20 protein-coding genes and 1 pseudogene are annotated in these 23,612 nt (G+C 73.5%); 1 reads left to right on the plus strand and 20 read right to left on the minus strand.

The window, feature by feature from the left end:
* Positions 1-82 precede the first annotated feature (82 nt).
* The 15 genes and pseudogenes from IF45_RS0105095 to IF45_RS0105165 form a co-directional block, all read right to left on the minus strand.
* Positions 83-1,159, minus strand: coding sequence for a LacI family DNA-binding transcriptional regulator (locus IF45_RS0105095; protein WP_030305776.1), 1,077 nt, complete (start codon positions 1,157-1,159; stop codon positions 83-85).
* Positions 1,156-1,983, minus strand: a complete 828-nt coding sequence (locus IF45_RS0105100; RefSeq protein ID WP_008406812.1) for a carbohydrate ABC transporter permease — start codon at positions 1,981-1,983, stop codon at positions 1,156-1,158. The genes IF45_RS0105095 and IF45_RS0105100 overlap by 4 nt, the downstream gene beginning before the upstream one ends.
* A gap of 13 nt (positions 1,984-1,996) precedes the next feature.
* Positions 1,997-2,932, minus strand: a complete 936-nt coding sequence (locus IF45_RS0105105) for a carbohydrate ABC transporter permease (RefSeq protein ID WP_030305778.1) — start codon at positions 2,930-2,932, stop codon at positions 1,997-1,999.
* 32 nt (positions 2,933-2,964) lie between these two features.
* A pseudogene (locus IF45_RS31260) lies at positions 2,965-4,255 on the minus strand (ABC transporter substrate-binding protein).
* A 175-nt stretch (positions 4,256-4,430) separates the two neighbouring features.
* Entirely contained in the window at positions 4,431-4,832 is a 402-nt protein-coding gene (locus IF45_RS0105115; protein WP_030305780.1) for a hypothetical protein, read from the minus strand.
* Positions 4,833-5,058: 226 nt separating this feature from the next.
* A complete protein-coding gene (locus IF45_RS0105120) occupies positions 5,059-7,266 on the minus strand; it encodes a 2-dehydropantoate 2-reductase (RefSeq protein WP_030305782.1) in 2,208 nt (735 codons plus the stop codon).
* Positions 7,263-8,060, minus strand: coding sequence for an SDR family NAD(P)-dependent oxidoreductase (locus IF45_RS0105125; protein ID WP_030305783.1), 798 nt, complete (start codon positions 8,058-8,060; stop codon positions 7,263-7,265). Before IF45_RS0105125 ends, IF45_RS0105120 begins: the two co-directional genes overlap by 4 nt.
* Positions 8,060-9,367: an MFS transporter gene (locus IF45_RS0105130; protein WP_030305784.1), complete on the minus strand. Its 1,308-nt coding sequence runs from the start codon at positions 9,365-9,367 to the stop codon at positions 8,060-8,062. The genes IF45_RS0105125 and IF45_RS0105130 overlap by 1 nt, the downstream gene beginning before the upstream one ends.
* Positions 9,364-10,299 (minus strand): polysaccharide deacetylase family protein, encoded by a 936-nt coding sequence (locus tag IF45_RS0105135; RefSeq protein WP_030305785.1) that lies wholly within the window; start codon positions 10,297-10,299, stop codon positions 9,364-9,366. Before IF45_RS0105135 ends, IF45_RS0105130 begins: the two co-directional genes overlap by 4 nt.
* 192 nt (positions 10,300-10,491) lie before the next feature.
* On the minus strand, positions 10,492-11,475 hold the full coding sequence (locus IF45_RS0105140) for an Lrp/AsnC family transcriptional regulator (protein ID WP_018468595.1): 984 nt from the start codon (positions 11,473-11,475) through the stop codon (positions 10,492-10,494).
* Positions 11,476-11,738: 263 nt separating this feature from the next.
* Positions 11,739-12,446, minus strand: a complete 708-nt coding sequence (locus tag IF45_RS0105145; RefSeq protein WP_030305786.1) for a C39 family peptidase — start codon at positions 12,444-12,446, stop codon at positions 11,739-11,741.
* Between the two features lie 92 nt (positions 12,447-12,538).
* Complete coding sequence (locus IF45_RS0105150) at positions 12,539-13,219, minus strand: hypothetical protein (protein ID WP_030305788.1); 681 nt, start codon at positions 13,217-13,219, stop codon at positions 12,539-12,541.
* 420 nt (positions 13,220-13,639) lie between these two features.
* Positions 13,640-15,781, minus strand: coding sequence for a xanthine dehydrogenase family protein molybdopterin-binding subunit (locus tag IF45_RS0105155; RefSeq protein ID WP_030305789.1), 2,142 nt, complete (start codon positions 15,779-15,781; stop codon positions 13,640-13,642).
* Positions 15,778-16,770 carry an FAD binding domain-containing protein gene (locus tag IF45_RS0105160; protein WP_030305795.1) on the minus strand — a complete coding sequence of 331 codons (993 nt, stop codon included), beginning with the start codon at positions 16,768-16,770 and terminating at the stop codon, positions 15,778-15,780. The genes IF45_RS0105155 and IF45_RS0105160 overlap by 4 nt, the downstream gene beginning before the upstream one ends.
* Positions 16,767-17,345, minus strand: a complete 579-nt coding sequence (locus tag IF45_RS0105165; RefSeq protein ID WP_008406798.1) for a (2Fe-2S)-binding protein — start codon at positions 17,343-17,345, stop codon at positions 16,767-16,769. Before IF45_RS0105165 ends, IF45_RS0105160 begins: the two co-directional genes overlap by 4 nt.
* Positions 17,346-17,531: 186 nt before the next feature.
* On the opposite strand from IF45_RS0105165, the gene IF45_RS0105170 reads away from it, so the two are divergent.
* Entirely contained in the window at positions 17,532-18,113 is a 582-nt protein-coding gene (locus IF45_RS0105170; protein ID WP_008406797.1) for a TetR/AcrR family transcriptional regulator, read from the plus strand.
* A gap of 19 nt (positions 18,114-18,132) precedes the next feature.
* Here the strand turns inward: IF45_RS0105170 and IF45_RS0105175 are convergent, their stop codons facing one another.
* The 5 genes from IF45_RS0105175 to IF45_RS0105195 form a co-directional block, all read right to left on the minus strand.
* The gene (locus IF45_RS0105175; RefSeq protein WP_008406796.1) at positions 18,133-18,786 is read right to left on the minus strand and encodes a response regulator transcription factor; all 654 of its coding nucleotides are present in this window, start codon (positions 18,784-18,786) and stop codon (positions 18,133-18,135) included.
* A 97-nt stretch (positions 18,787-18,883) separates the two neighbouring features.
* Positions 18,884-20,557, minus strand: coding sequence for a sensor histidine kinase (locus tag IF45_RS0105180; RefSeq protein WP_030305797.1), 1,674 nt, complete (start codon positions 20,555-20,557; stop codon positions 18,884-18,886).
* A gap of 215 nt (positions 20,558-20,772) precedes the next feature.
* Entirely contained in the window at positions 20,773-21,279 is a 507-nt protein-coding gene (locus IF45_RS0105185) for a nuclear transport factor 2 family protein (RefSeq protein ID WP_018468604.1), read from the minus strand.
* Positions 21,276-22,742, minus strand: coding sequence for an FAD-dependent oxidoreductase (locus tag IF45_RS0105190; protein WP_030305799.1), 1,467 nt, complete (start codon positions 22,740-22,742; stop codon positions 21,276-21,278). Before IF45_RS0105190 ends, IF45_RS0105185 begins: the two co-directional genes overlap by 4 nt.
* Positions 22,735-23,571 carry an SDR family NAD(P)-dependent oxidoreductase gene (locus IF45_RS0105195; protein WP_030305800.1) on the minus strand — a complete coding sequence of 279 codons (837 nt, stop codon included), beginning with the start codon at positions 23,569-23,571 and terminating at the stop codon, positions 22,735-22,737. The genes IF45_RS0105190 and IF45_RS0105195 overlap by 8 nt, the downstream gene beginning before the upstream one ends.
* Positions 23,572-23,612: the final 41 nt, after the last annotated feature.

Below are 23,612 nucleotides of genomic sequence, written 5' to 3' on the forward strand. Positions count from 1 at the left end.
CTCGGATGCTTTCGGTGTACACGTTCGGTGGGTCGGTGGGGCTAGGGGCGCGGCGGCCCGCGGGTGGTGCGGGAGGTGGGGGTCATGGCCGGCCGGCGGGGGCGGGGCCGGTGGACTCCCGGACGACCAGGCGGGGCCGGCCGTCGAGGAGGGGGGCCGGGACTTCTTCGCCGCAGCCGGCGAGGAGGGTGAGGGCGGCGGCCGCGCCGACTCGCTGGACCTGCTGGTCCACCGTGGTGAGGCGGGGGTGCAGCCACCGGCCGAGCGGCAGGTTGTCGTAGCCGACCACGGAGACGTCCTCGGGGACGCGCAGTCCGGCGCGCTGGGCCGCGCCCATGCCGCAGACGGCCATGGAGTCGTTGGGGAAGACCAGGGCGGTCGGCCGGTCCGGGCGGGCGAGGAGTTCGGTGGTGACGGTGACGGCGGCCTCCTCGGTGAAGTCGGTGTGCCGTACGGCCAGGGGGCGCAGCCCCGCCTCGGCCAGGGCGCTCTCGAACGCCGCGCGCCGCAGGCCGGAGTGGAGGAGGTCGGCGGGGCCGGCGACGTAGGCGATGCGCCGGTGTCCGTGGTTCAGCAGGTGGGTGACGGCTTCCCGGACGCCCGCGTCCTGCTGTCCGAGGCCGACCCCGGGCACGGGTGCGGCGGGGTCCGGCGCGCCGAGCAGGACGGCGGGCAGGCCGAGGCCTTCGAGGAGTCCGGGGCGCGGGTCGTCGGCGCGGGCGTCGGTCAGGACGGCGCCGTCGATGCGGCCTTCGGCGGCGAGCCGTTCGTACAGTGCGCTCTCCTCGGCCATGTCGGGGACCAGGTGGAGCAGCAGGCCGTAGCCCCGGGGGGCCAGTTGGCCCTCCAGGCCGGTGATGAGTTCGCTGAAGTGGGGGTCGGCGCCCAGGACGTCGGTCGGGCGGCGCACCACGAGCGCGATCGTCCGGGTCCTGGCCCTGCGCAGCGCGGTCGCCGGGGCGCTCGGTGACCAGCCCAGTTCGGCTGCGGCGGCCAGGACCCGGCGGCGGGTCGCCTCCGATATCCGGCCTGTGTCGTTGACCGCCTGGGAGACCGTGGCGGTGGAGACTCCCGCCGCCGCGGCCACCGCCTTGATGGTCGGCCGTGTCCCGTTGCCGGGCGCGCTTCGGCCCGGTCGCCCCTCGAGACGTTCCTTCACATCTTCACCGCCCCACTGACGAGTGCCTGTTGCATACGTTTCTGCAGCACGGTGTACACCGCCCAGACGGGGACCAGGGTGAGGACCGTGCCCGCGGTCAGGATGCCGTAGTCGGTGCCGGTGAGGGACTTGAGTGTGGGCAGGGCGACCTGCACGGTGCGCAGGCCGGGGTCGGGACCGATGATGACGAGTGAGTAGAGGTACTCGTTCCAGAAGGTCAGGAAGTTCAGCAGCAGGATCGTCGCGATGCCCGGCATGCACATCGGGGTGTAGACGTGGCGCAGGACGGCGAAGGTGGAGGCGCCGTCCATCCGGGCCGCCTCCTCCATCTCGCGCGGGATGGTCCGCATGAACTGCACCAGGATCACCACCGACAGCGGCATCGCCGTGGCGGGCAGGAACAGCACCATGAAGGCCCGGGTGTGGAAGAGGCCGGTGGAGGCGGCGAGCAGGAACGTGGGGAAGAGCGCGGCGAAGGTCGGCACGAGGAAGCCGAGGGAGAAGACGCGTTCCACGAATGCCCCGAGCCGTCCGTCCGAGCGGGCGAGGGCGAAGGCCGCCGGGATCGCGAGGCCCAGGGTCAGTGCGAGGGCGAGCGCCGTCACGAGGACGGAGTTGACGACCGCGGCTCCCAGGTCGGCGGAGGTGAACGCCTCGGTGAAGTTGTGCGGGGAGAGCGAGGTCGGCAGGGCGAAGGGGGAGCCGAATATCTGGTCGTTGGTCTTGAAGGCCGAGACCAGCAGGTAGTAGAGGGGGACGAGGAGCAGCGCCGCGTACAGCCAGGCGAGGAGGTGGGCGGGCAGCCAGGACCTTCCGAACTTCATGGGACCGCTCCGATCAGTAGTTCTGGCGGAAGACGCGACGGATGGTCAGCAGCCCGGCCAGGCCGGCCAGGAACAGGAAGACGCCCACGGTCTGGCTGTAGCCCAGGTCGGCCGCGATGAACGCCTTCTGGTAGACGAGGAAGGAGAGGGTGGTCGAGGAGGAGCCCGGGCCGCCCTGGGTGAGCAGCAGGACGTTCTGCGCGGAGCCGAACAGGGTCCACAGGAACTGGAGCATCGTCACGACGCCGACGAAGTCGCGGATCATCGGGAAGTGGATGCGCCACATGGCCCGCCAGTGTCCGGCTCCGTCGAGCTGCGCCGCCTCGCCGACCTCGTCCGGCACGCTGCCGAGCCGGGCGGCGAAGAGGACGGCGGTGAAGCCGATGCCGCTCCACACGTCCAGCACGATCAGGCAGGCGAGGGCGGTGGAGGGCGAGGCGAGCCAGGCGTCGGTCAGTGAGCCGAGGCCGGCCTTGTCCAGGGCTCCGTTGAACAGGCCGTCGGGCGAGAGGACGGCGTAGAAGACCATCGCCTTGGCGGGGGTGGAGATCAGGCCGGGGATGAAGAGGAGGTAGCGCAGGAACCGGTGGCCCGGTGGGCGCTGCGCGACGTAGTAGCCCAGCATGTAGGCGCCGACGATCATCACGGGCAGGGCGACGGCCAGCTGGATGCCGGTGTTGACGAGGGCGTCGGTGAAGACCGGGTCGGCCAGGACGGTGCGGACGTTGCCGAGTCCGGCGAAGGAGACCGGCTGGAGCATGCCGGGCCAGTGCAGGGCGGCGATGACGAAGATGGCGACCAGCGGGCCGACCATGAAGAGCAGGTACCAGGCCAGCGCCGGGACGGCGAGGATGACTCCGCCCTGCTTGCGGCGGGGTGTGCGGCCGGGGGTCTGCGGAGCGCTCCGGGTGGCGGGGGCGCCGGGTGGGGCGGAGGAGAGCAACGTCATGGGGAATCCCCTCGGGACTCGGGCGCGCGGGGTCAGCCCGTGCGGTAGGCGGATTCGAGGGCGGAGCGCACGGTGGCCGCGCCGGTGCCGCGGGTGAAGGCGGTGCTGGTGGCCGTGATCAGCGGCTGGGTGGCGGTCGGCGGGACGTACAGGTCGGGCAGGAGCACCTGGCCGACCTGGTCGCCGAGCCGCTGCGCGGCGGCCACCAGGGGGGAAGTCCTTGCTGACGGTGTCGGTCCGCAGGGCCATGTCCCGGCCGCTCTCGGTGATGAAGCGCGAGACGGACTCGGGCCGGTACATGAACCGCAGGAACTTCTCGACCGCGGAGATCTTCTTCGCCCCGTTGGGGCTGATCCAGAAGCCGATGAGGGTGTACGACCGCATGATGGTGGGCTGGGCGTGGGCGGCTCCCGGAGCCAGCGGCCAGCCGCCGACCTCGCTGTGCGCGGCGGTCCGCTCGGGGACCTTGGCCAGCGCGGAGGACATCGCGGACTGGATCGCGGCGGCCTCGGTGTTGTACTGCGTGGTCATGGTGTCCGAGGTGAGTCCTTGTGCCTTGTCGGCGAAGACGCCGGCATCCCGCAGCTCGACGAAGTAGTCGATGCCCTCGCGCACCCGGCGGCCGCCGAAGTCGCCGCTCGCGTAGACCTTGCGGGCTTCCTCGGGGGTGAGGAAGGTCTGGATGATCTGGGCGAGGAGCTTCTGCCCGGTCCAGTCGTTGCCGCCGACGGTCACGGGGGCGATGCCCTTGGCGCGCAGTTTGCGGGCCGCGCCGATGAGCTGGTCGCCGGTGGTGGGGACGGAACCGGTGCCGGCCCGCTCCAGCAGGCTGGTGTTGAAGGCGACGGGCCAGTTGGCGGCGAAGTAGGGGAAGGCGCGCAGCCGCCCCTCGTCGTCGGTCCACTCCTTCAGTGCGGCGGGCAGCACCCGCTCGCGCAGGCCCCAGTCGTCCAGGTATCCCTTGACGTCGAGGGTCGCCCCGAGCTCGGTCCAGGCCAGCGTCTTGTCGTAGAGGTTGACCATGACGACGTCCGGTTCCTTGCGGGCCAGCCGCGAGGTCTCGTACACCTGCGGGAGGTCGTCGCCGTTGACCAGGTTCTTGATCCGCAGGCCGGGGTGTTCCGCGTGGAACTCCTTGACCAGCGCCCGGTAGGTGGGCGACCCCGGCGCGGTGGTGCCGAGCTGGGTGTGGACGACGAGGGTCCCCGGATCGGAATCGGCCGAGGCGAGGGAGGAACACCCGGCCAGGGCGGGGAAGGCGGTGGCAGCGGCGAGGCCGGAGCCTGCGGCGAGGAAGCCGCGCCGACTCAGAGGTGAGCGCACAGCGAGATGTCTCCAACCAAGGGGCGACGACGCTGGTTAATCGATATACCAGCAGGTTGCGAGAAACCTAGAGAGCCGTGACGCATCGGTCAACCCCCGGTTGCGGAGGATGGATCTCCCGGCATTCGGGGCCTGTGGGACATCGGGCAACCGGGGGTGGGGCCGGACGGCGGGCTCAGGGGGTCACGTACGTCCCGCACTTGATCGCGACCCAGGCGCGCTTGCCCTGGTGCTTCACGGGGAGCCAGCTCTTGTAGGACTTGCCGCCCGACTGGCAGGTGTAGCTGCCGCCCGCCGTGATGCCGCCGCACTTGTTCAGCCAGCAGGGGACGGAGTCGTGGCCGCCCTTGCCCGGGCAGTTGCCGTTGCGGTTGCGGAGCGTGCGGAGCACGGTCGCGGAGGACTTGGTGGCGGAGCGGACGTTCAGCTTGCAGTGCAGCATGGTCGGGGCGGCGTAGCCGCTGCCGGCGGCCACCGCCTTGGGGGCCGGGGCGGGTGCCGCGGTGGCGGTGGCCGCGGCACCCGCGAGGGCGATCGAGAGGGCGGCGAAGAGGGAGAGCGGACGGGCGACGCGCATGGCCCATTCCTTTCGGGTCGGGAGTGTCCTCCCGTGCGCGAGGGTGCCGGTCCCCGGTTCCCCGTCGGCGGAGGGGCCCCGGCGGCCGGCGGCGATCCCCTCGGCCGAGAGGCGTTCCTGGCGAACGCCCCGCATCCTCCCCCGGCTGCGGCGTCCGCGCCTGGCGGACCCGTCGCTCTCCAACTCCCGCTCTGCGTAATCCACTCGGGAGAGTGAGGCTGTCGGCTCAGCTCCCGGCCAGGGCGGTGAGGACCGTCGCCGTGAGGGCGGCGCGTTCCACCATGCCGTTGACGGAGGTGTTCTCGGAGCGGGCGTGTGCCCCGGAGCCGACCGCCCCGATGCCGTCCAGCACGGGGACGCCGGCGGCGACGACGAAGTTGCCGTCACTGGCGCCGCCCACCGCCGCCTCGCGCAGGTCGAGGCCGAGCGTGGCCGCGCACCTCTGGGCGAGGCCCGCCAACTCCGCCACCTGGTCGGTGCGTTCGAAGACGGGGCGGTTCCAGCCGCCGGAGACCTCGACGGTCGTGCGCGGGTCGACGGGCCGCAGTGCGGCCAGCGCGGCGCCGATCCGCTCCTGCTCGGCGGCGGTGGCCACCCGGACGTCGAGGCGGGCGGTCGCCCGGCCGGCCGTCACGTTGCTGCGCGTACCGCCCTCGATCACCCCGGCGTTGAGCGAGGTGCCCGCCGCGAGGTCGCGCAGTCCGGTGAGGCGGAGGATCTGGTGGGCCAGTTCCTCGGTGGCGCTGGCGCCGGCCTGCGGGTCGAGTCCGGCGTGCGCCTCCTGGCCGGTGACGGTCACGGTGAAGAGGCCGACCCCCTTGCGGGCCGTCTTGACCGCACCGTCGGCTGCCGCCTCGAAGACCAGGGCGGCCCGGCTCTCCCGCGCCTCGGCGACGAGGTCGTCGCTGGAGGCGAGGCTGCCCGTCTCCTCGTCGCCGTTGAGCAGGAGGGTGCAGGCCGGGCGGGCCAGACCGAGCGCGTCCAGCGCCTTCAGCGCCCACACCGCCTGGACCAGGCCCGCCTTCATGTCGAAGACGCCGGGTCCGGTGATCCGGTCGCCGTCGCGCCGGAAGGGCCATTGGTCGAGGGTGCCGGTGGGCCAGACCGTGTCGTAGTGGCCGAGCAGCAGGACGGGGCGGGCGCCCGTGCCCGGGTAGCGGCGGATCATGAGGTCGCCTGCCTCCGCGCGGGGCCGTATCTCCTCGTGCGCCGGGGCGCCGAGGGCGTTGTCGAGCCAGTGGCGCACCCAGGCGAGGCAGGCGTCGAGGGCTTCGAGGTCGTCGCTGGCGCTCTCCTGGGAGGTGTACTCGGCCAGGTCGGCTACCATCTCCTCGCGGTGGGCCGCAAGCCAGTCCCGTACGGCGGCCGCCTGGTCCCGGCCGGGGGCGGCCGTGTCGGCGAACTCGCGCCGGCTGCCGGAGGCGAGTTGGTCCAGGGCGTCGAGGCGGGCCTCGGCCATGAGGCCGGGGTCGCGCTCCAGCTCGCGCAGCTGGGCGATGACGGCGCGCAGGACCGGGGTGGCGACGCCGTGGCGTCCGGCCTCGGCGAAGACCTCGGCGTAGTGGGTGGTCACCTCGACGGGGCGGCGGCGGACGGCCAGGTCGCGCCAGATGCCGCTGCGGTCCTTGGCCTGGGTGCGCAGCCAGGCGGTGAGGCGGGCGGTGGCGGCGCGGCGGGTCTCCTCGGCCGCGTCCCGGCGGAACGCGTGCGGCTCGAAGGCGTCGAACGCCTCCAGGGTGACGCCGAGCGCGTCGGCCACGGCGAAGACCTCGGCGGCGACGGCGTCCATCGTCGCGGGGTGACGGTCGATCAGCTCGGCCATCGCGGCGTCGGCCAGCGCGGTGGCGGCCAGCATGGCGCCGAAGCCGGCCTTGGCCCAGAGGTATCCCTCGACGTTGTCGCTGGCCAGGGCCGGTCCCCAGCTCTGCAGGTCGGCGACGAGGGAGTCGACGCGGTCGGAGACGGGGGCGCCGTGGCACTCGCCGATCACCAGGGCCCCGGCGCCGCCGTCCATGATCACGCCGGGTTCGGTCACGTCGGCGAAGATGTTGACGAAGGCGGCGACGGTGCGTCCGGCGCCGATCCGCCGGGCGATCAGTTCCTCGTTGAAGCCGTTCTGGAGCGAGACGACCCAGCCGTCCGGGGCGAGCCGGGGCTCGATCCAGTCCAGGGCCGCGCCGGTGGCCTGCGCCTTGACGGCCAGCAGGACGCGGCCGAGGGTGGCGTCGCACGCGTCGGGGGTGACCGCCTCGACGTGTACGCTCTCGCGCTGCTCGCCCCGGGCGACGGTCAGTCCGTGCTCGCGGACTGCGGCGACGTGGGCGGCGTCGGTGTCGACGAGGCGGACCCGGTGGCCCGCCCGGGCGAGGCTGAAGGCGAGCGTTCCGCCGATGGCCCCGCCTCCGACCACGGTGTAGGTGTCGGTGCTGCTCATGCGGGGTGTCCCTTCGTGGCGTCGGCGGGTGCGGGCGTGGCGGCGGGCCAGATGCGGGGCAGGTGGAGGGCGCCGGTGCTGGAGCCGCCGTCGACGCGCAGGATCTCGCCGGTGATCCAGGCGGCCTCGGGGCCGGCGATCCAGCAGACCGCGCGGGCGATGTCCTCGGGGCTGCCCGGCCGGCCGAGGGGGTTGGCCCCGATGGCGGCGGCGTACTCCTCGGAGACCGGGTTGCAGGCGCTGTCGACGGGGACGAATCCGGGGCTGACGGCGTTGACCCGGATGCCGTGGGCGCCCAGTTCGAGGGCGGCGGCGCGGGTCGCCATCTCCAGGGCGGCCTTGGAGCTGGCGTAGGGGCCGCCGCCGGGGCGGGCGCGCAGGGCCGAGCCGGAGGAGATGTTGACGACCGTGCCGCCCTCGCCGCGTTCGGTGGCCAGGCGTGCGTAGGCGGCGGTGGCGAGGACGGGGGCGCGCAGGTTGACGGCGAAGAGCCGGTCCCACGCCTCGGCGGTCAGCTCGGCCATGTCGAGGGACGGGTAGACGCCGGCGGCGTTGACCAGCACGTCCACCGGTCCCTGGTCGGCCCAGGCCCGGCGGACCAGCTCGGCCGGGGCGTCGGGGGCGGTGAGGTCGGCGGTCAGCACCCCGGTGGCGGTGGGGAGGTGGGCGGCGAGGTCGTCGAGCGGGGCGCGCTCGCGGTCGGCGAGGGTGAGGGTGGCGCCCTGCGCCGCGAACCGCGTGGCGATCGCCCGGCCGATGCCGCCGGCCGCGCCCGTGACGAGGACGTGGCGCATCAGTGGAACTCCTTGTTCTTGGTCTCGGGCATCGTCACGTAGACGAGGAAGGAGACGAGCGAGGCGCCGGCGACGTACAGCCACAGGAGGTCGCTGTGGCCGCTCTCGTGCATCCAGGTGGTGAGGTACGGGGCGGTGCCGCCGAAGAGGGCGACGGCCAGTGCGTAGGGCAGGGCGATCCCGGTGGCCCGGATCTCGGCGGGGAACTGCTCGGCCATGATGACGGCGCAGTTGGCGGAGTAGCCGAGGATCAGCAGCATGCCGGTCAGCTGCACCAGGAAGAGGCTGAGGAAGCTGTTGTCCAGCAGGTGCAGCAGCGGCCAGGCCAGCACCACGAACCCGCCGGCGAAGGCGGCCATGGTGGGCTTGCGGCCGAGCCGGTCGGAGAGCAGGCCGACGAAGGGCAGCAGCACGACGAAGACGACCAGGCACAGCGTCTGGGAGAGCAGCGCGGTGCTGAGCGGGATGCCGGTGGTGAGGTTGGCGTAGGTCGGGAGGTAGTTGACCCAGATGTAGTAGGTGAGGGTGCCGGCGATGGTGATGCCGGCGACCCGCAGGGCGGCGCCGGGGTGTTCGACGAACATCGCCTTCAGCGGGTTGGAGCGGGTGCGGCCCGAGCCCTGGGCGCGGGTGAAGGAGTCGGTGTCCTCGACCGAGACCCGCAGCCAGAGGCCGACCAGGCCGAGGAGTCCGCCGATGACGAAGGCGATGCGCCATCCCCAGGAGTGCAGGGTCTCGTCGCTGAGCAGGGAGGTGGTGAGCGTGCCCAGCAGGGAGGCGATCAGGACGCCGCCGGCGACGGAGACCTGCTGCCACGACCCGGCGAAGGCGCGGCGGCCCCGGGCGGCGGACTCGACGAGGAAGGCCGAGGAGGAGCCGAACTCGCCGCCGGCGGAGAAGCCCTGGACCAGCCGGGCGAGGAGCAGCACCAGCGGGGCGAGCACCCCGATGGTCTCGTAGCTGGGGGTCAGGGCGATGACGAAGGCGGCGCCGGCCATCAGGCCGACCGTCAGGGTCATGCCCTTCTTGCGGCCGTGGCGGTCGGCGTAGACGCCGAGGACGGCCGCGCCGACGGGCCGCATGACGAAGCCCACGGCGAAGACGGCCAGGGTGGAGAGGAGAGCGACGGCTTCGTTGCCGGAGGGGAAGAACTCGTCGGCGATGATCTTGGCGAAGATCGAGTAGAGGGCCCAGTCGACCCATTCGACGGTGTTGCCGATGGTCCCGGCGACGATGGCCTTGCGCTGCTTGCCGGTGAGTTTGTGCGCGGGACCCGGGGCGGGGGGTGTACGGGGTTCGGTGCTCATGGGGTGTGCTCCGGGGTCTCGTGGGCGGCAGGGGCGGTCCGGACGGTCCGGGCCAGGTCCGCGTGGGTGGCGTACCAGACGCCGGGGTGGGCGCAGATGTGGTCGAGCAGTTCGCGCAGGACGGTCAGGCGCGAGCGGTGGCCGATGACGTGCGGGTGGAGGGTGAGCTGGAAGACGCCGCCGGAGCGGTAGGCCGCGTCGAACTCGTCGCGCCAGATCTCCAGCACGTCCCGGGGGCGGCTGTGCGGGCGGACGGCGCCGTAGCGGTCCATGGTGAAGTAGGGCGCGTCGTCGCGGATCCAGTCGACGGGGATCTCCACGAGCCCGGTGGGCCTGCCCTCGGCGAGGATCTCGTAGGGCTCGTCGTCGGCCATGAGTGAGGAGTCGTAGGCGAAGCCGAGGTCGAGGATGGTCCGCAGGGTCGAGTCGGAGAAGTCCCAGGACGGGGTGCGGATGCCGGTGGGCCGCTCCCCCGTGATCTCCGTGAGGGTCTCCAGCGCCCGGCGTACCAGTTCCTTCTCGTCGTCGGCCGTGAGCAGCGTGTTGCGTTCGTGGATCCAGCCGTGGACGGCGATCTCGTGGCCGTCGCGGGTGTAGGCCCGGGCCTCCTCGGGGTGGAGCAGCGCGGAGACGGCGGGCATGAAGAAGGTGGCCGGTACGCCGAAGCGGGCGAGGAGTTCCAGGACGCGTGGTGCGCCGACCCGGGCGCCGTACTCTCCCTGGGCGAGCAGGCCGGGGCTGGTCTGCCCGTCCCTGAGCGGGATCGTCTCGTGGTCGGAGTCGAAGGACAGGGCGACGGCGGCGCGGGCGCCGTCCGGCCAGCGCTCCGGCCGCAGCGGGCGCCCGGCGCGGACCGCGTCGACGTGGCGGCGCCAGGTCGTCTCGGGCCACTGCCAGCTCGGGGTGGTGGTCGCCGGTTCGTCGGTGGACATGGGGGTCTCCGGGGTGGGCTCAGGGGGTGCGCTCGGTGTGCGGGTACGGCTGGGGAGGCCGTCGGCGTACGCCGGACGTGCCGATGCGCGGGTGCGCGGGGGTGCCGAAGCGCGGATGCGGATGTGCAGATGTGCGGGACGGGTACGGCGGCCGCGCGGGCGGCGGTCGTACGAGGGCGCCCGGCGGGCGGGTCAGGCGGCCTGGTCCAGGCGGGTCCAGGCGCCCTTCAGGGTGGCGAGGTGGACGGTGACGTCCGAGGCGTTGAGCCCCGGCAGCGCGCCGATGACCTCACCGGTGTAGCGGTACAGATCGGTGCGGCGGGGCAGGACCATGTGCCCCACCAGGTTGAACCGGCCGGTGGCGGCGGCCAGGAACTTGGTGCCGGGGTGCCGGGCGAGTTGCCGGCCCGCGGCGTCGAGCTGGTCCGGCTCGATGGAGAGCCAGACCATGAATTCGGCCTGGTAGCCGAGGAGCGCGGGTTCGACCAGGGTGCGGAAGTGCAGGGCTCCTCGCGCCACGAGCCGCTCCAGCGCCCTGGAGACGCTGGACTCGCTGCGGTCCAGCCGGCGCGCCAGGGCGCTGACCGGCAGCCTGCCGTCCTGGGCGAGGCCGTCGGTGACGGCCTGTTCGAGGGTGGAGAGCGCTTGTGGCGCCCGGTCCCAGTCGTCACGGTCGCACGACGGTGCGAGCGTGGCGGGCCGCAGGTCGGCGACGGCCTCGGGGGGCAGCAGGCCGGTGTCCCACATCGCGGCCGAGGTGAAGCTGCGGATGACGGCGACACACTCGGTGCTGGTGATCAGGTGGGCACCGGGCAGGTCGGTGAAGAGCAGCCTCATCAGCTCCTCGTTGTCCCGGGCGACGAAGTCGACGATCAGGTCGGCCGTGCCGGTGACGACGGCGAGGAACCGCGTCTCCGGGCAGGCGGCCAGCAGCTCGGCGAGTTCGAGGCCCTTGCCCGGTTTGGCGTGCACCCGTACCAGCATGGAGGAGCCGCTTCCGGTGCGGTCCAGTTCCACCGCGCCGACCACGTGGACGAGCCGCCGCTCGCGCAGCGCCTGGTAGCGCCGCTGCGCGGTGGTCTCGCTGGCTCCCACCCAGCGGGAGACGGAGTTCCACGAGGCACGGCCGTTGAGCTGGAGCGCGGCGATGACGCGGCGGTCCAGCTCGTCGATCATGCCGGCGTGGGCGCGGGGTCTCATGGCAGGGACGTTAATCACCGGTCGCCAGACGCGTCAACGGTGGAATCCTGCACGACCCTCGCCCGACCAGGGGATCTTCCGCGTGGAGAAGGTTTCGGGGAGGGAAATTCCGCAGATCGGCCCCGCTCCCCCGGGGCGGCTCCGGGGTGCAGGATCGCCCCGCGCGCACGGGGGATTTTCCTGTCGGCCCTCGCGGGTTGCCGGACGGGGCCTTCGCGGGCCCCGTCCGGCGGGTGCCGTCAGGCCGCGTACCCCTTGGGCGGGATCAGCGAGGCGAGCTGGTCGAAGGAGAGCCAGTAGATCTGGTTGCCGCCGAAGGAGGCGGGGTCGGCGATGAGGACGGTGCGGTTGACGTCGTCGTAGCCGATGACGGTGAAGTAGTGGTAGATCGTCTCGCCGGGCGGGTAGCCGGGGGGCTGGTTGCCGGGCGGGGCGACGATGTTGGTGACCAGCGGGTAGTTGTTGTCGATGTCGAGGACGATGTCCCGCCAGAGCAGGTCCTTCTGGGCCTGGGTCGGCGGGTCGTTCGGCATCTCCTTGGTCTCGTACCAGCCGGTGCCGACGTGGGCGTTGAGGACGCGGGTGACCTGGCCGATGTGGTCGGTGCCCCCGGTGTGGGTGCCGAGTTCGGCGGCGAGGGCGCTCTGGCTCGGCGGGGCGAGCCGGGCGGAGAGGGCGATGCGGGTGGCGGCGGGGCCGCACCAGTAGCCGGTCTCCTGCACCTGGTAGTCGACCTCCAGGGTGCGGACCGTGCTGGTGCGGACGGCGTCGGCGTGCAGCCGGGTCCCGGGCTCGTTCATCCCGCTGACGACGGCGGTCCCGGCGGCCGAACCATGCTCCAGTACGGCGACTGGGCCCGGCCCGGTGGCGGCCTGGGCGGCGCCGGGGGCGAGCAGGCAGCCGGCGGCGGCGAGGGCGACGGCGGTGGCGGCGAATCTCTTGCGCATGGGCAGCTCCTGATGCTGACCGGCCGGGCCTGGCACAAGGGCCGGGCCCGGCCGTGGGGGGATCGTGCTTCGGGTGGCGGGGAGGGGCCCGGTCAGGGAATCGGCGGCACCGTCGGGCTCTCGCGGGCGAGCAGGTCGCGGGCGAAGCCCTCCCACTGCGCGTACCGGTCCGGGTAGGCCGACCGCTGTACGGCCTGGCAGACGTCGCCGGGCGCCATGGTCTCCCAGCCGGCGATCTGGATCAGGCCGGGGTTGCTGCCGAAGGGGGCGACTCCGTAGAACGACTTCGACGAGGTGGGGACGTCGGTGATCTGCTCGGGCGTGCCCCAGCCGGTGCTCGGGCGCTGCTGGAATATGCCGAGCGAGTCGTGGTCGACGGGCACCGTGTAGTTGACGAACTTCGACTCCTGCATGGCCGTCATGAGCGCGATGACCTGGCCCTGTTCGGGGATGTTCGCGCCCTTGCCGACACCGATGACGGTGCGGGCGTTGGCCAGTTCCTCCGGACCGAGGTCCTGCGCGGTGCGGAAGGTCCGGCGCAGCTCCAAGTCCGGCGCCTGCTGGAGCGCCTTCGCGGTCGCGCCGTCGACCGACCCGGTCCGGGGCAGGCCGTGCCGGGCCTGGAACCACTCCAGGCCCTGGCCGGGCGCGGCCGTGGAGGCGACGGGCGATTCGGCGGCCTGGACACTGCCGGGCGCGGAGAGAACCGCGCCGGCGGCGACCGCGACAGCGGCCAGCACGGCGCGGGGGGAGAGAGAACGGGAAGTGCGCAACGCCACTCCTTGGAGTAGGACGCCGGGCCGGCGGTACGCGCGTGCGCCCGTGCTGTGCCGGTCGTGGCCGGCCGGCGCCCGGGTGCTCGCGTGGGGCGTACCGCTCCGTCGCTCGGGGCGAGGGCCCGGACGCGTGTTGGTGGGGGGATGCGTGTGGCAACAGCCCCGCCAGCTTCGACGCGCGGGCGAGCTCGGCACAAGAGACGGAAGCCCTGGCTTACCACCGGCGGAACAACTCGGCACGAAGGCCGTCGAGTCGCGGCACTCGACGGGGGTGGCTGCGCCGCGACCGCGTGCCGCTGCGGGCTGCCCCGGCGGCGCGCCGGGTCCGGGAGAGGACCTCGTACGAGGGGATGAGCGGGCCTTTCCCGCCGGAAGCCTCCTCCCGGACCCGGCGTTCACGTGCCGGGGGCGACGGCGTCAGGCCCTCTTCGTGGGCTCGCCCTTCGTGCCGGGGGCCGCTGTCAGGATGCGGTCGGGGCGCAGGGGCAGGTGGCGGTGGCGGGTGCCGGTGGCGTGCCAGACGGCGTTGGTGAGGGCCGCGGCCGCGCCGACGATGCCGATCTCGCCGATGCCCTTGATGCCGACCGGGTCGTCGGGGTCGTGGTCGTCGACCCAGTCCGCCTCGAGGTGGGGGACGTCGGCGTGGGTGGCAACGTGGTAGCCGGCGAGGTCGGGGGCGTAGTGGGCGCCGGTGTGGTGGTCGCGGACCGCCTCCTCGTGCAGGGCCATGGAGATGCCCCAGGTCATGCCGCCGAGGAGCTGGCCCCGGGCGGTGAGGGGGTTGACGATGCGGCCGGCGGCGAAGATGCCCAGCATGCGGCGTACCCGGATCTCGCCGGTGGCGGTGTCGACGGCGACCTCGGCGAACTGGGCGCCGAAGGAGTGCCGTTCCTTGCGGCTCAGTGCGCCCAGGGCCGCGGTGGTGTCGGACCGTACCGTGATGCCGTCCGGGGGGACGGCCGTGCCGGGGATCAGGCGTTCGCGCAGGTCCTGGGCGGCGGCGGTGATCGCCCAGGCCCAGGAGCGGGTGCCCATGGAGCCGCCGGCGATCATCGCCGGGCCGAAGTCGCTGTCGCCGATCCGGACGCGGACGTGTTCGGGGGTGGTGTCCAGGGCGTCGGCCGCGATCAGGGTGAGGGCGGTGCGGGCGCCGGTGCCGATGTCGGCGGCGGCGATCCGCACGGTGAAGGAGCCGTCGGGCTCGGCGGTGATCTGCGCGGTGGAGGGGGCGGCGCCCGCGCCGAAGGACGCGGCCGCGGTGCCGGTGCCCAGGAGCCAGCGGCCCTCGCGGCGCAGGCCGGGCCGGGGGTCGCGGTCCTGCCAGCCGAACCTGCGGGCGCCCTCCCGGAAGCAGGCGGCCAGGTTGCGGCTGCTGAAGGGGAGTCCGGAGACGGGGCCGGCGTCGGGTTCGTTGCGCAGGCGCAGCTCGATGGGGTCGGTGCCGGTGCGCTCGGCCAGTTCGTCCAGGGCGACCTCGATCGCGAAGGAGCCGGAGGCTTCGCCCGGTGCGCGCATCCAGGTCGGTGAGGGCACGTCGAGGCGTACCAGTCGGTGGGCGGTGCGGTGGGCGGGGGCGTCGTACATCACGCGGGCCACGCCCGCGCTGGGCTCCAGGAACTCGTAGACCTGGGAGGTCTGGTTGAGGGAGCGGTGTTCCAGGGCCCTCAGCCGTCCGTCCGCCCCGGCGCCGAGGCGGACGCGCTGGATGGTGGGGCTGCGGTAGCCGGCCAGGGAGAAGAGCTGGCGGCGGGAGAGGACGACGCGTACCGGGCGGTCCAGGGCGGTGGCGGCCATGACGGCGCCGACCTGGTGGGCGCGGAGGCCCTTGCTGCCGAAGCCGCCGCCGATGTGTTCGGAGCGGACGCGGACGGCGGCCGGGTCGAGGGAGAAGAGGGTGGCCAGTTCGCCCTGGACCCAGCCGGCTCCCTGGTTGGAGTCGACGACCTCCAGCCGGCCGTCGTCCCAGCGGGCGGTCGCCGCGTGGGGCTCCATCATGCTGTGCTGCTCTTCGGGGGTGGTGTACTCCTCGTCGACGACGACGGCGGAGGCGGCGAGTTCCGCCTCCAGGTCGCCCTTGGAGGTCTCGGCCGGCATCCCGCCCTCGGGGACGTAGGCGTCGGGGTGGTCGGCGGTGAGCGCGGTGTCGTGCGGTTCCTCCTCGTAGGTCACCGTGAGGGCCTCGGCCGCTTCGCGGGCCTGCTCGGGTGTCCCGGCCACGACCAGGGCGACGGGCCAGCCGGCGAACGGCACCCGGTCGTGCTGGAAGAGGCAGGCGGCGGGGTCCGGCGGGACGCCGAGCAGCCCGACGTAGTCGGTGTGCAGGCGGGGGGCGTTGCCGTGGTGGAGGACGGTGAGGACGCCCGGCATGTCGAGGACGGGGGCGGTGTGGATCTCGCGGATGCGGCCACGGGTGATCGTGGACAGCACCAGCCAGCCGTGGGCCAGGCCGGTGAAGGGGATCTCCGCGGCGTAGCGGGCGGCGCCGGTGACCTTGTCGCGGCCCTCGACGCGGGTGCGGGCGGTGCCGACGGACCGGTGGGCGGGTGGGGTGGTCGTCACCGGGTGGCCTCCTCGGCGAGTTCGGTCAGGACGGAGACGACGAGGTTGCGCATCAGGGGCACCTTGTATCCGTTGCGGGGCAGCGGGCGGGCCGCCGCCAGCTCGGCGTCGGCGGCCTCGGCGAAGGTGGCGCCGCCGGCCGGTGCCCCGGTCAGGACGGCCTCGGCGGCGTGGGCGCGCCAGGGCCGGGAGGCGACGGCGCCCAGCGCCAGCCGGGCCTCTGCGACGCGGCCGTCCTCGACGGTGAGCCGGGCGGCGACGGAGCCGATGGCGAAGGCGTACGAGGCGCGTTCGCGGACCTTGCGGTAGCGGGAGCGGGCTCCTGCGGGCGGGGGCGGGAGGATGAGGTGGGTGATGAGCGCGCCCGGGGGAAGGGCGGTCTCGCGGTGCGGGGTGTCGCCCACGGGGAGGTAGAAGTCGGTGATCGGTTTCTCTTCGGGCCCCTCCCCCGTCTCGTACCCGACGACGGCGTCCAGTGCGGTGAGGGCGACGCCCATGTCGGAGGGGTGGACGGCGACACAGTGGTCGGAGGCGCCGAGGACGGCGTGCTGGTGGTGCTCGCCGGTGACGGCGGGGCAGCCGCTGCCGGGGACGCGCTTGTTGCAGGGCCCGCTGACGTCGGTGAAGTAGCCGCAGCGGGTGCGCTGGAGGAGGTTCCCGCCGACCGTGGCCATGTTGCGCAGCTGCCCGGAGGCTCCGGCCAGTACGGCCTGGGCGAGTGCGGGGTGGTGGCGGCGGACGTCGGGGTGGGCGGCGAGGTCGCTGTTGGTGACGGTGGCGCCGATGCGCAGGCCGCCTTCGGCGGTGGGCTCGATGCCGTCCAGGGGGAGTTCGCGGACGTCGACGAGGCGGGTGGGCCGCTCGACGCCGGTCTTCATCAGGTCGACGAGGTTGGTGCCACCGCCGAGGAACCGTGCGTCGGGGTCGGCGGCGAGCAGGGTGAGGGCGTGCTGGACGTCGTGGGCGCGGCGGTAGTCGAACTCCCTCATGCGGCCCCTTCCTCGGTGGTGGGGGCCGGGCGGCGGCCGTGGGTCGTGGCGGCGTGGGCGACGGCCTGGACGATGGAGACGTAGGCGCCGCAGCGGCACAGGTTGCCGCTCAGCCGTTCGCGGATCTCGTCGGGTGTCAGCGGTGCGGGGGTGGCGTCGGGGTCCACGTCGGGGGTGACGGCGCTGGGCCAGCCCGCGGCGTGTTCCTCGATGAGGGCGATGGCGGAGCAGATCTGGCCGGGGGTGCAGTAGCCGCACTGGTAGCCGTCGAGGTCGAGGAACGCCTGCTGGACGGGGTGGAGGTCGTCGCCGTCGGCCAGGCCCTCGACGGTGGTGACCTCGCGGTCCTGGGCGGTGACGGCGAGGGTGAGGCAGGAGACGACGCGCCGCCGGTCGACGAGGACCGTGCAGGCGCCGCACTGGCCCTGGTCGCAGCCCTTCTTGGTGCCGGTGAGGTCGAGGCGCTCGCGCAGGGCGTCGAGGAGGGTGGTGCGGTGGTCGACGGAGAGGTGGTGCTTCTCGCCGTTGATGTGCAGGGTGATCGCGCTGGATGTCGGCGACGGTTCTGGGGCCATGATCAGCCTTCTCCGGTGTTCGAGGACAGGAATCAGGGCTCGGGTGCGGGCGTAGGGTGACGGCCGGCGGCATGCGGCGCTAAGGTGAACCTAACCGGACAGGTGTCCGCTCACTCCGGTGAACGTAACGGACAGCTGTCCGCTCAACAAGGACGGGATTCGGCCAGGAACCCGCGAGGAGGACGCGTGCCCGGAGCGAGCAACGGCACTCCCCGGCGTTCGGACGCCCGGGCCAACCGCGCACGCATCCTCCAGGTGGCCGCGGCGGAACTGACCCGGTGCGCGGACGCCCCGCTCAGCGCGATCGCCAGGAAGGCGGGCGTCGGACAGGGCACCTTCTACCGCAACTTCCCGCACCGCGAGGCGCTCGTGCTGGAGGTCTACCGCCACGAGATGCAGCAGGTCGCCGACGCGGCAGACGCCCTGCTCGCCGCCCGGGAGCCGGAGCAGGCGCTGCGTGAGTGGATGGACCGCCTGGCCCGGTTCGCCCTGACCAAGGCCGGTCTCGCGGACGCCATCCGGCTCGTCACCAGCACGCCCGGGGCCCCCGCGAAACCGGGGCCCACGCCCGTGATGGACGCGGCCGGGGTCCTGCTGCGCGCCAACGAGGAGGCGGGCACCATCCGCCCCGGGGTGACCCCGGACGACTTCTTCCTCGCCGTCGCCGGTCTGTGGCAGATCGACCCCCGGGAGAACTGGCAGCCACGGGCCACCCGCCTGTTGGACCTCGTCATGGACGGGCTCCGCGCGGGGGCACCCGGCCGCTGAGCGGATGGCCGGAACCCGCTCACACGCCGAGACCGGCGTCCCGCGCCAGCAATGCCGCCTGTACCCGGTTCTCGCACTCCAGCTTGGCGAGGATGCGGCTGACGTACGCCTTGACCGTGGCTTCGCTCATGTGGATGCGCTGCCCCGCGTCCGCGTTGGACAGGCCCTCGCCCAGCAGGGCCAGCACCTCCAGCTCCCGTTCCGTCAGCTTCTCCAGCCGCCGCCGGGCCTGCTCCTCGCGCTGCGCGGCGCCGCCGGAGGCCAGGGAGTCCACCACGTGCCGGGTGGCGCCGGGCGACAGGTACGCCTCGCCGGCCGCCGCCGCGCGTACGGCCCGCATGAGTTCCGCGGGCGCCGAGTCCTTCAGGAGGAAGCCCGCGCTGCCCCCGCTCAGGGCGCGCAGCACGTTCTGCCGTTCGCCGAAGGTCGTCAGGATCAGGACCCTCACCCGGGGCGCCGCCCGCCGGAGTTCGGCCAGGGCGGTCAGCCCGTCCATGACCGGCATCTGGAGGTCGAGCAGCGCCACGTCGACCTGGTGGGTCCGGGCGAGCTCGACCGCCTCGCGGCCGTCCGCGGCCTCGGCGACGACCTCGATGTCCTCGGCCGAGGAGAGGATCATCCGGATGCCCGCCCGGATCAGCGGCTCGTCATCCGTCACCAGAACCCTGATCACGACTCTCCCCCACGGTCCGTGCCGTGCGCCGTCTCTGCGAGCATCGGACCATCATCCCCGATCGCGTGTTCGCCTCGACGCCGGCCGCCGGAGTTCCTCAGCTCTCGACCTCGAAGGACTTCTTCTCCACCAGTACGCCGTCCCTGAAGCAGAAGCGGAACACCGGTTCCGCGTCCCAGGTGGTCCCGAACTCCGTGGAGAGCAGGGTGAGGCACCGGGCTCCCTCGGGTACGGGCGGTGCCCCCCTCTCCACGTCGCTGGTCAGGAAGGAGTTCCCGTGGGGAAGCCGCTCCCGGACCTCGGCCTCGGACTGGCCGACCTTCACCGCGTCGTACTGCTTCGGTTCGATCATGGCGTCGTCGGCCTCGCGGAAGAGGAAGACACCGCCGACGATCAGCGCGGCCAGCAGCACGAGGGCGACCAGCACCGCCACTCCGCAGCCGATGGCTATGCCGCTGCCCCTCTTGTTCCTGCTCATTGCCTTGGCCAGCTCCTTCGGAAGACCCTGTCCTTCGATGACGGGGTCAATCTCGCCGAAGGGACCGGCCGGACGCTGCGCCCGAAAGTCGTCGGGGGCGGCGACGAACGTCGCCTGGCTGCCGCCCTGCGAGGTGTACGGGAGGACGCCCGCCAGGCGGAAGCCGCCGTCGGCCGTGCGGCCCGCGTGCACCATGCCGCCGACGAGCCGGGCCCGCTCCTCCAGCCCGGTCAGGCCCTGGCCGCCGCCTGCCACACTGCCGGGCACCGGTGCGGCGGCCGGGCTGTTGGTGACCTCGACGACCAGCGAGTCCTCCTCGTACCGCAGGGCGACGGTGATCGAGGCGCCCGGGGCGTGCTTGTGGGCGTTGGTCAGGCCCTCCTGGACCAGGCGGTAGGCGGCGTGGTCGGCGGTGGGGGCGAGCGGGCGCATCTCGCCCGAGCGCCGGAGTTCCATCGTCACCCCCGCCCTGCGGGAGGTCTCCACCAGGCTGTCGATGCCGGCCACCCCTCGGGACGGCGCCCCGGGGTGCCCGGCCTCCGGCGCCGTGGCCGGGTCCGCGCCCTCGGGGCCGGGTGCCTCGGTGCCGTCCCGCAGCAGCCCCACCACGTCGCGCAGTTCGTGCATCGCGGCCACGGACGCCTCACGCAGCACGCCGACGGCCTCGCGCTGCCGTCCGGTCAGCTCCCGGTCGACCTCCAGGGCGCCGGTGTGGACCGCGATCAGCGCGAGCTGGTGGCCGAGGCTGTCGTGCATGTCCTGCGCGATGCGCTGGCGCTCACGGATCCTGGCGTGCCCGGCTATCATCGCGCGCTCGCGGATGAGCTGGGAGTTGTACTCGTAGAGGGTGTCGGTCAGGGTGCGGCGCTGCGACCAGTACCGTCCGGCGAGGCCGGGCACGACGAGTGAGACCAGCAGCCACAGGCCGCTGAAGAGCAGGATCGAGGGCGACAGGAGCGACTGCTCCCGCAGGACGGACAGCCCCAGGGACAGCGTGTAGGCGATCGCGAAGACCCCGGCCGCGCGTCCGAGGCCGCCGATCCGGCGGCCCGCCGACCAGGCGGCGACCAGTACGAGCGCCCCCGCCCCCGGGAGCAGCGCGGAGCCGGCCGCGGCCACCAGCAGCACGGTCGCGGGCAGCACCCGGCGCAGCGGTGTCAGCAGCCCGACGGCCAGCGCGACGCCGGCGGTCTCGGCCACGCCGCGTTGTCCCAGCAGCTCGAAGGCGAGCGCCGGCAGCACCAGGAACAGGGCCAGCGACGCCTCCCCCGCGATGCGCCGGGGCGGCCACATCCCGGGGGCGGTCAGGGCCCGCCACAGCGCGGCCGGCCGGGAGGCCAGGGGCGGCCTCACCGGCGGCGCGGGGTGTACGGATGCTGCGGGGGGCATGGGGTCCACACGAGTCACACCCCCACGCTAGGCCCCGCCCGCCGGACGCCGCAGTGGCCCTTCGTCGCCCGGGCCCGCGACGAAAGTCGGTCGCGGGCCCGGGCGTGCTGTCCACGGCCCTACGCGCCGCCCCGGCTCCCCCAGCTGTACACGGGATCGGTGCCGTCCCGTCGAGACGCGACCCAGTCCGGATTCAGCCTGTCGACGACGGGGACGACGCGCGACTCGTCGAAGACGACGACCCGGTCGGCGATGCCCCAGGAGCCGTCCCGCCGCTCGAACCGGTCGACGTACCGGCAGCGGATGACCGCCAGCTCCTGCTCCCCGCCGGGTTCGGCGGGTTTCTGCCGCAGGAAGCACAGGCAGTACGACTCGACGTCGGCGCTGTCCTGGCCGGTGAACTCCACCAGCACGTTGGAGATGAAGTGCTGGGAGGAGTCGATGGTGCGGTGCCGGGTGCGGATGTCCTCGACGAGCCCGGCGGCGTCGCCGGTGTACCCGCCGTGCACGTCGACCGCGTCGTCGAAGTAGCAGGCGGCGATGGCGTCGTGGTCCAGGCGGTCCACCGCCCTGGCGTACCGGAACAGGACGTCCTGGATCTCGAACCGGTCGTCGGCGCGGCTCATACGGGCTCCTCCTCGTGGCGGGGCGACAGCGCGGCGGCGCGGGCGGCCGCCTCCTGGCCGGCGACCCGGCCGAGGACCAGCGCGTGGGCCACGGAGTTGCCGCCGCCGACGTAGCGCTCGCCGAGGATTCCGCCGGCGGCCTCGCCCGCCGCGTAGAGCCCCGGCAGGGCCCGGCCGTCGGTGCCGAGCACGCGGGTGCGGGCGTCCACCTCCAGGCCGGTGTGGGTGCAGACCAGTTCGGCGGGGAGCATCCGTACCGCGTGGAAGGGGCCGGTCGCGATCGGGGCGAGGTGCGGGTCGACGCCCTTGGCCGCGAGGGACTCGTGGCGCAGGAAGTCCTCGTCGGTGCCGTCGGCGAACAGGGTGTTGAAGCGGGCGACGCTCGCGGTCAGGTGGTCGGCGGGCACGTCCATCAGGGCCGCCAGTTCCTCCAGGGTGTCGGCGCGCAGGACGACGCCCTTGGCGGCCTCCTCCAGGACGCGGTCGGCGTCCCAGTCGGCGTAGCCGGGCGGCAGCGAGGCGCGGGCCTCGTCGTCGAAGACGGACCAGACCCAGCCGCCGTGGTCCTTGAGGATGCCGGGGCTGACGGCGTACGGGGCGTCCTCGTCCATGCAGCGCCGCCCGTCGGGTCCGACGTGGATGCGGGAGGCGGGCGGGAATCCGCTCTGCCAGTGGTGGTACCGCTGGAACTCGGCGGTCACCAGGAGCAGCCCCCAGCCCTGGCCGAAGAGGGCGAGGCCGTGCCGTTCGGCGAGGCCGACGTGGTCGCCCCGGGCGCCGGGCGCGGCCACCACGAAGAGGGCGTCGCCCGCGGTCCCGGCGTCGGGGAGGAACCGGCGGACCAGGTCCGGGTCGGCCGCGAGGCCGCCGCTGGCGACGACGACGGCCGGTGCGGTGGCCTCCTCGCCCTCCAGGACGACACCGTGGACGGCGCCCTCCCGGACGACCAGGTCCTCCACCCTGCTGCCGAGGGCCAGGTCGACGTGGAGCCGTGCGCGGGCCCTGTCGAGCACCTGGACCAGTCCGTAGCCCTGGTCCTTGGGGACGTGGCCGCGCCAGACGTCCTCCACGCCGGCCCGGGTCAGCCCGGGTTCGTGGGCGCTGCGGGAGACCTGGGCGGGTATCTCGACCCCCAGGCCGAGCAGCCACTCGACGGTGCCGCTGGACTGCTCGCAGAACATCCGGACGGGGCCGGGCCGGACCCGCCAGCCGTTCAGGTCCATGTAGTGCTGGAACATGCGCAGCGGCGAGTCGTCGACGCCGAGGCTCTCCTGGACGCTGGTGGCCGAGGCGGTCAGCAGTCCGGCGGAGAGCTGGGTGGAGCCGCCGATCTCGTCCTCGGCCTCCAGCAGCAGCACGCGTGCTCCCGCCTCGGCCGCCGAGACGGAGGCGGCCAGTCCCGCGCCGCCCGCGCCGACCACGATGACGTCGTAGTCGTATGCCGTGTCGTGGGGCTCAGACATGCTGCGAACCGCCGTCCACGGGGATGCTGACGCCCGTGATGTACCGGGCGCTGTCCGAGAGGAGGAAGTAGAGGGCGGCGAAGACCTCCATGGGGGCGCCGATCCGGCGCAGCGGGACGGTGGTGAGCGCGCGGTCCATCGCCGCCTGGTCCTCGCGGATCCAGCGGGTCATCTCGGTGTCGATGTAGCCGGGGGCGATGGAGTTGACGCGGATGTTGTCGGGGCCGAGTTCGACGGCCATGCAGGTGGTGAGGTGCCGCACGGCGGCCTTCGAGGAGTTGTAGGTGGCCCGGGTGGGCCGTGCGCGGACGGCGGCGACCGAGGACATGTTGACGATGGCGCCGCCGCCGACGGTCCGGAAGTGGCGGGCGGCCGCCTGCCCGCCGTAGACGACGCCGTTGACGTTGACGCCGTAGGTGAGGGCGAGCTGCTGGGGGGTGATGTCGGTGAAGGCGGCCTGGGGGAAGACGCCGGCGTTGTTGACCCAGAGGTCGAGGCGGCCGAACTCGCGCAGGGCGGTGGCCACCAGCGCGTCGCCGGCGGCCGGGTCGGTGACGTCGGCGCCGACGCCGACCACGCGGCCCGCGCCGCTGGTTCCGGCGAGGCGGGCGTTGATCTGCTCGGCGACGGAGGCCATCTCCTCCTGGTCGAGGTCGCCGCCGACGCCGTTGACGCCTCGGCGGGCCAGTTCCTCCAGGAAGAGCGCGCCCATGCCCCGGCCGGCGCCGGTCACGACGACGGTGCGGCCCACCAGTTCGGGGTTGATGGCGGGGAGGACGTCGTGGTTGACGCGGCCGGGGTTGTCGTCGGATGCCTGGGTGGTGGTCATGGGGATTCCTTCAGGTGGGGTGGGGTGGGTGGCGGGCCGGG

This window comes from Streptomyces albidoflavus (assembly GCF_000719955.1).
Lineage (GTDB): Bacteria > Actinomycetota > Actinomycetes > Streptomycetales > Streptomycetaceae > Streptomyces > Streptomyces albidoflavus.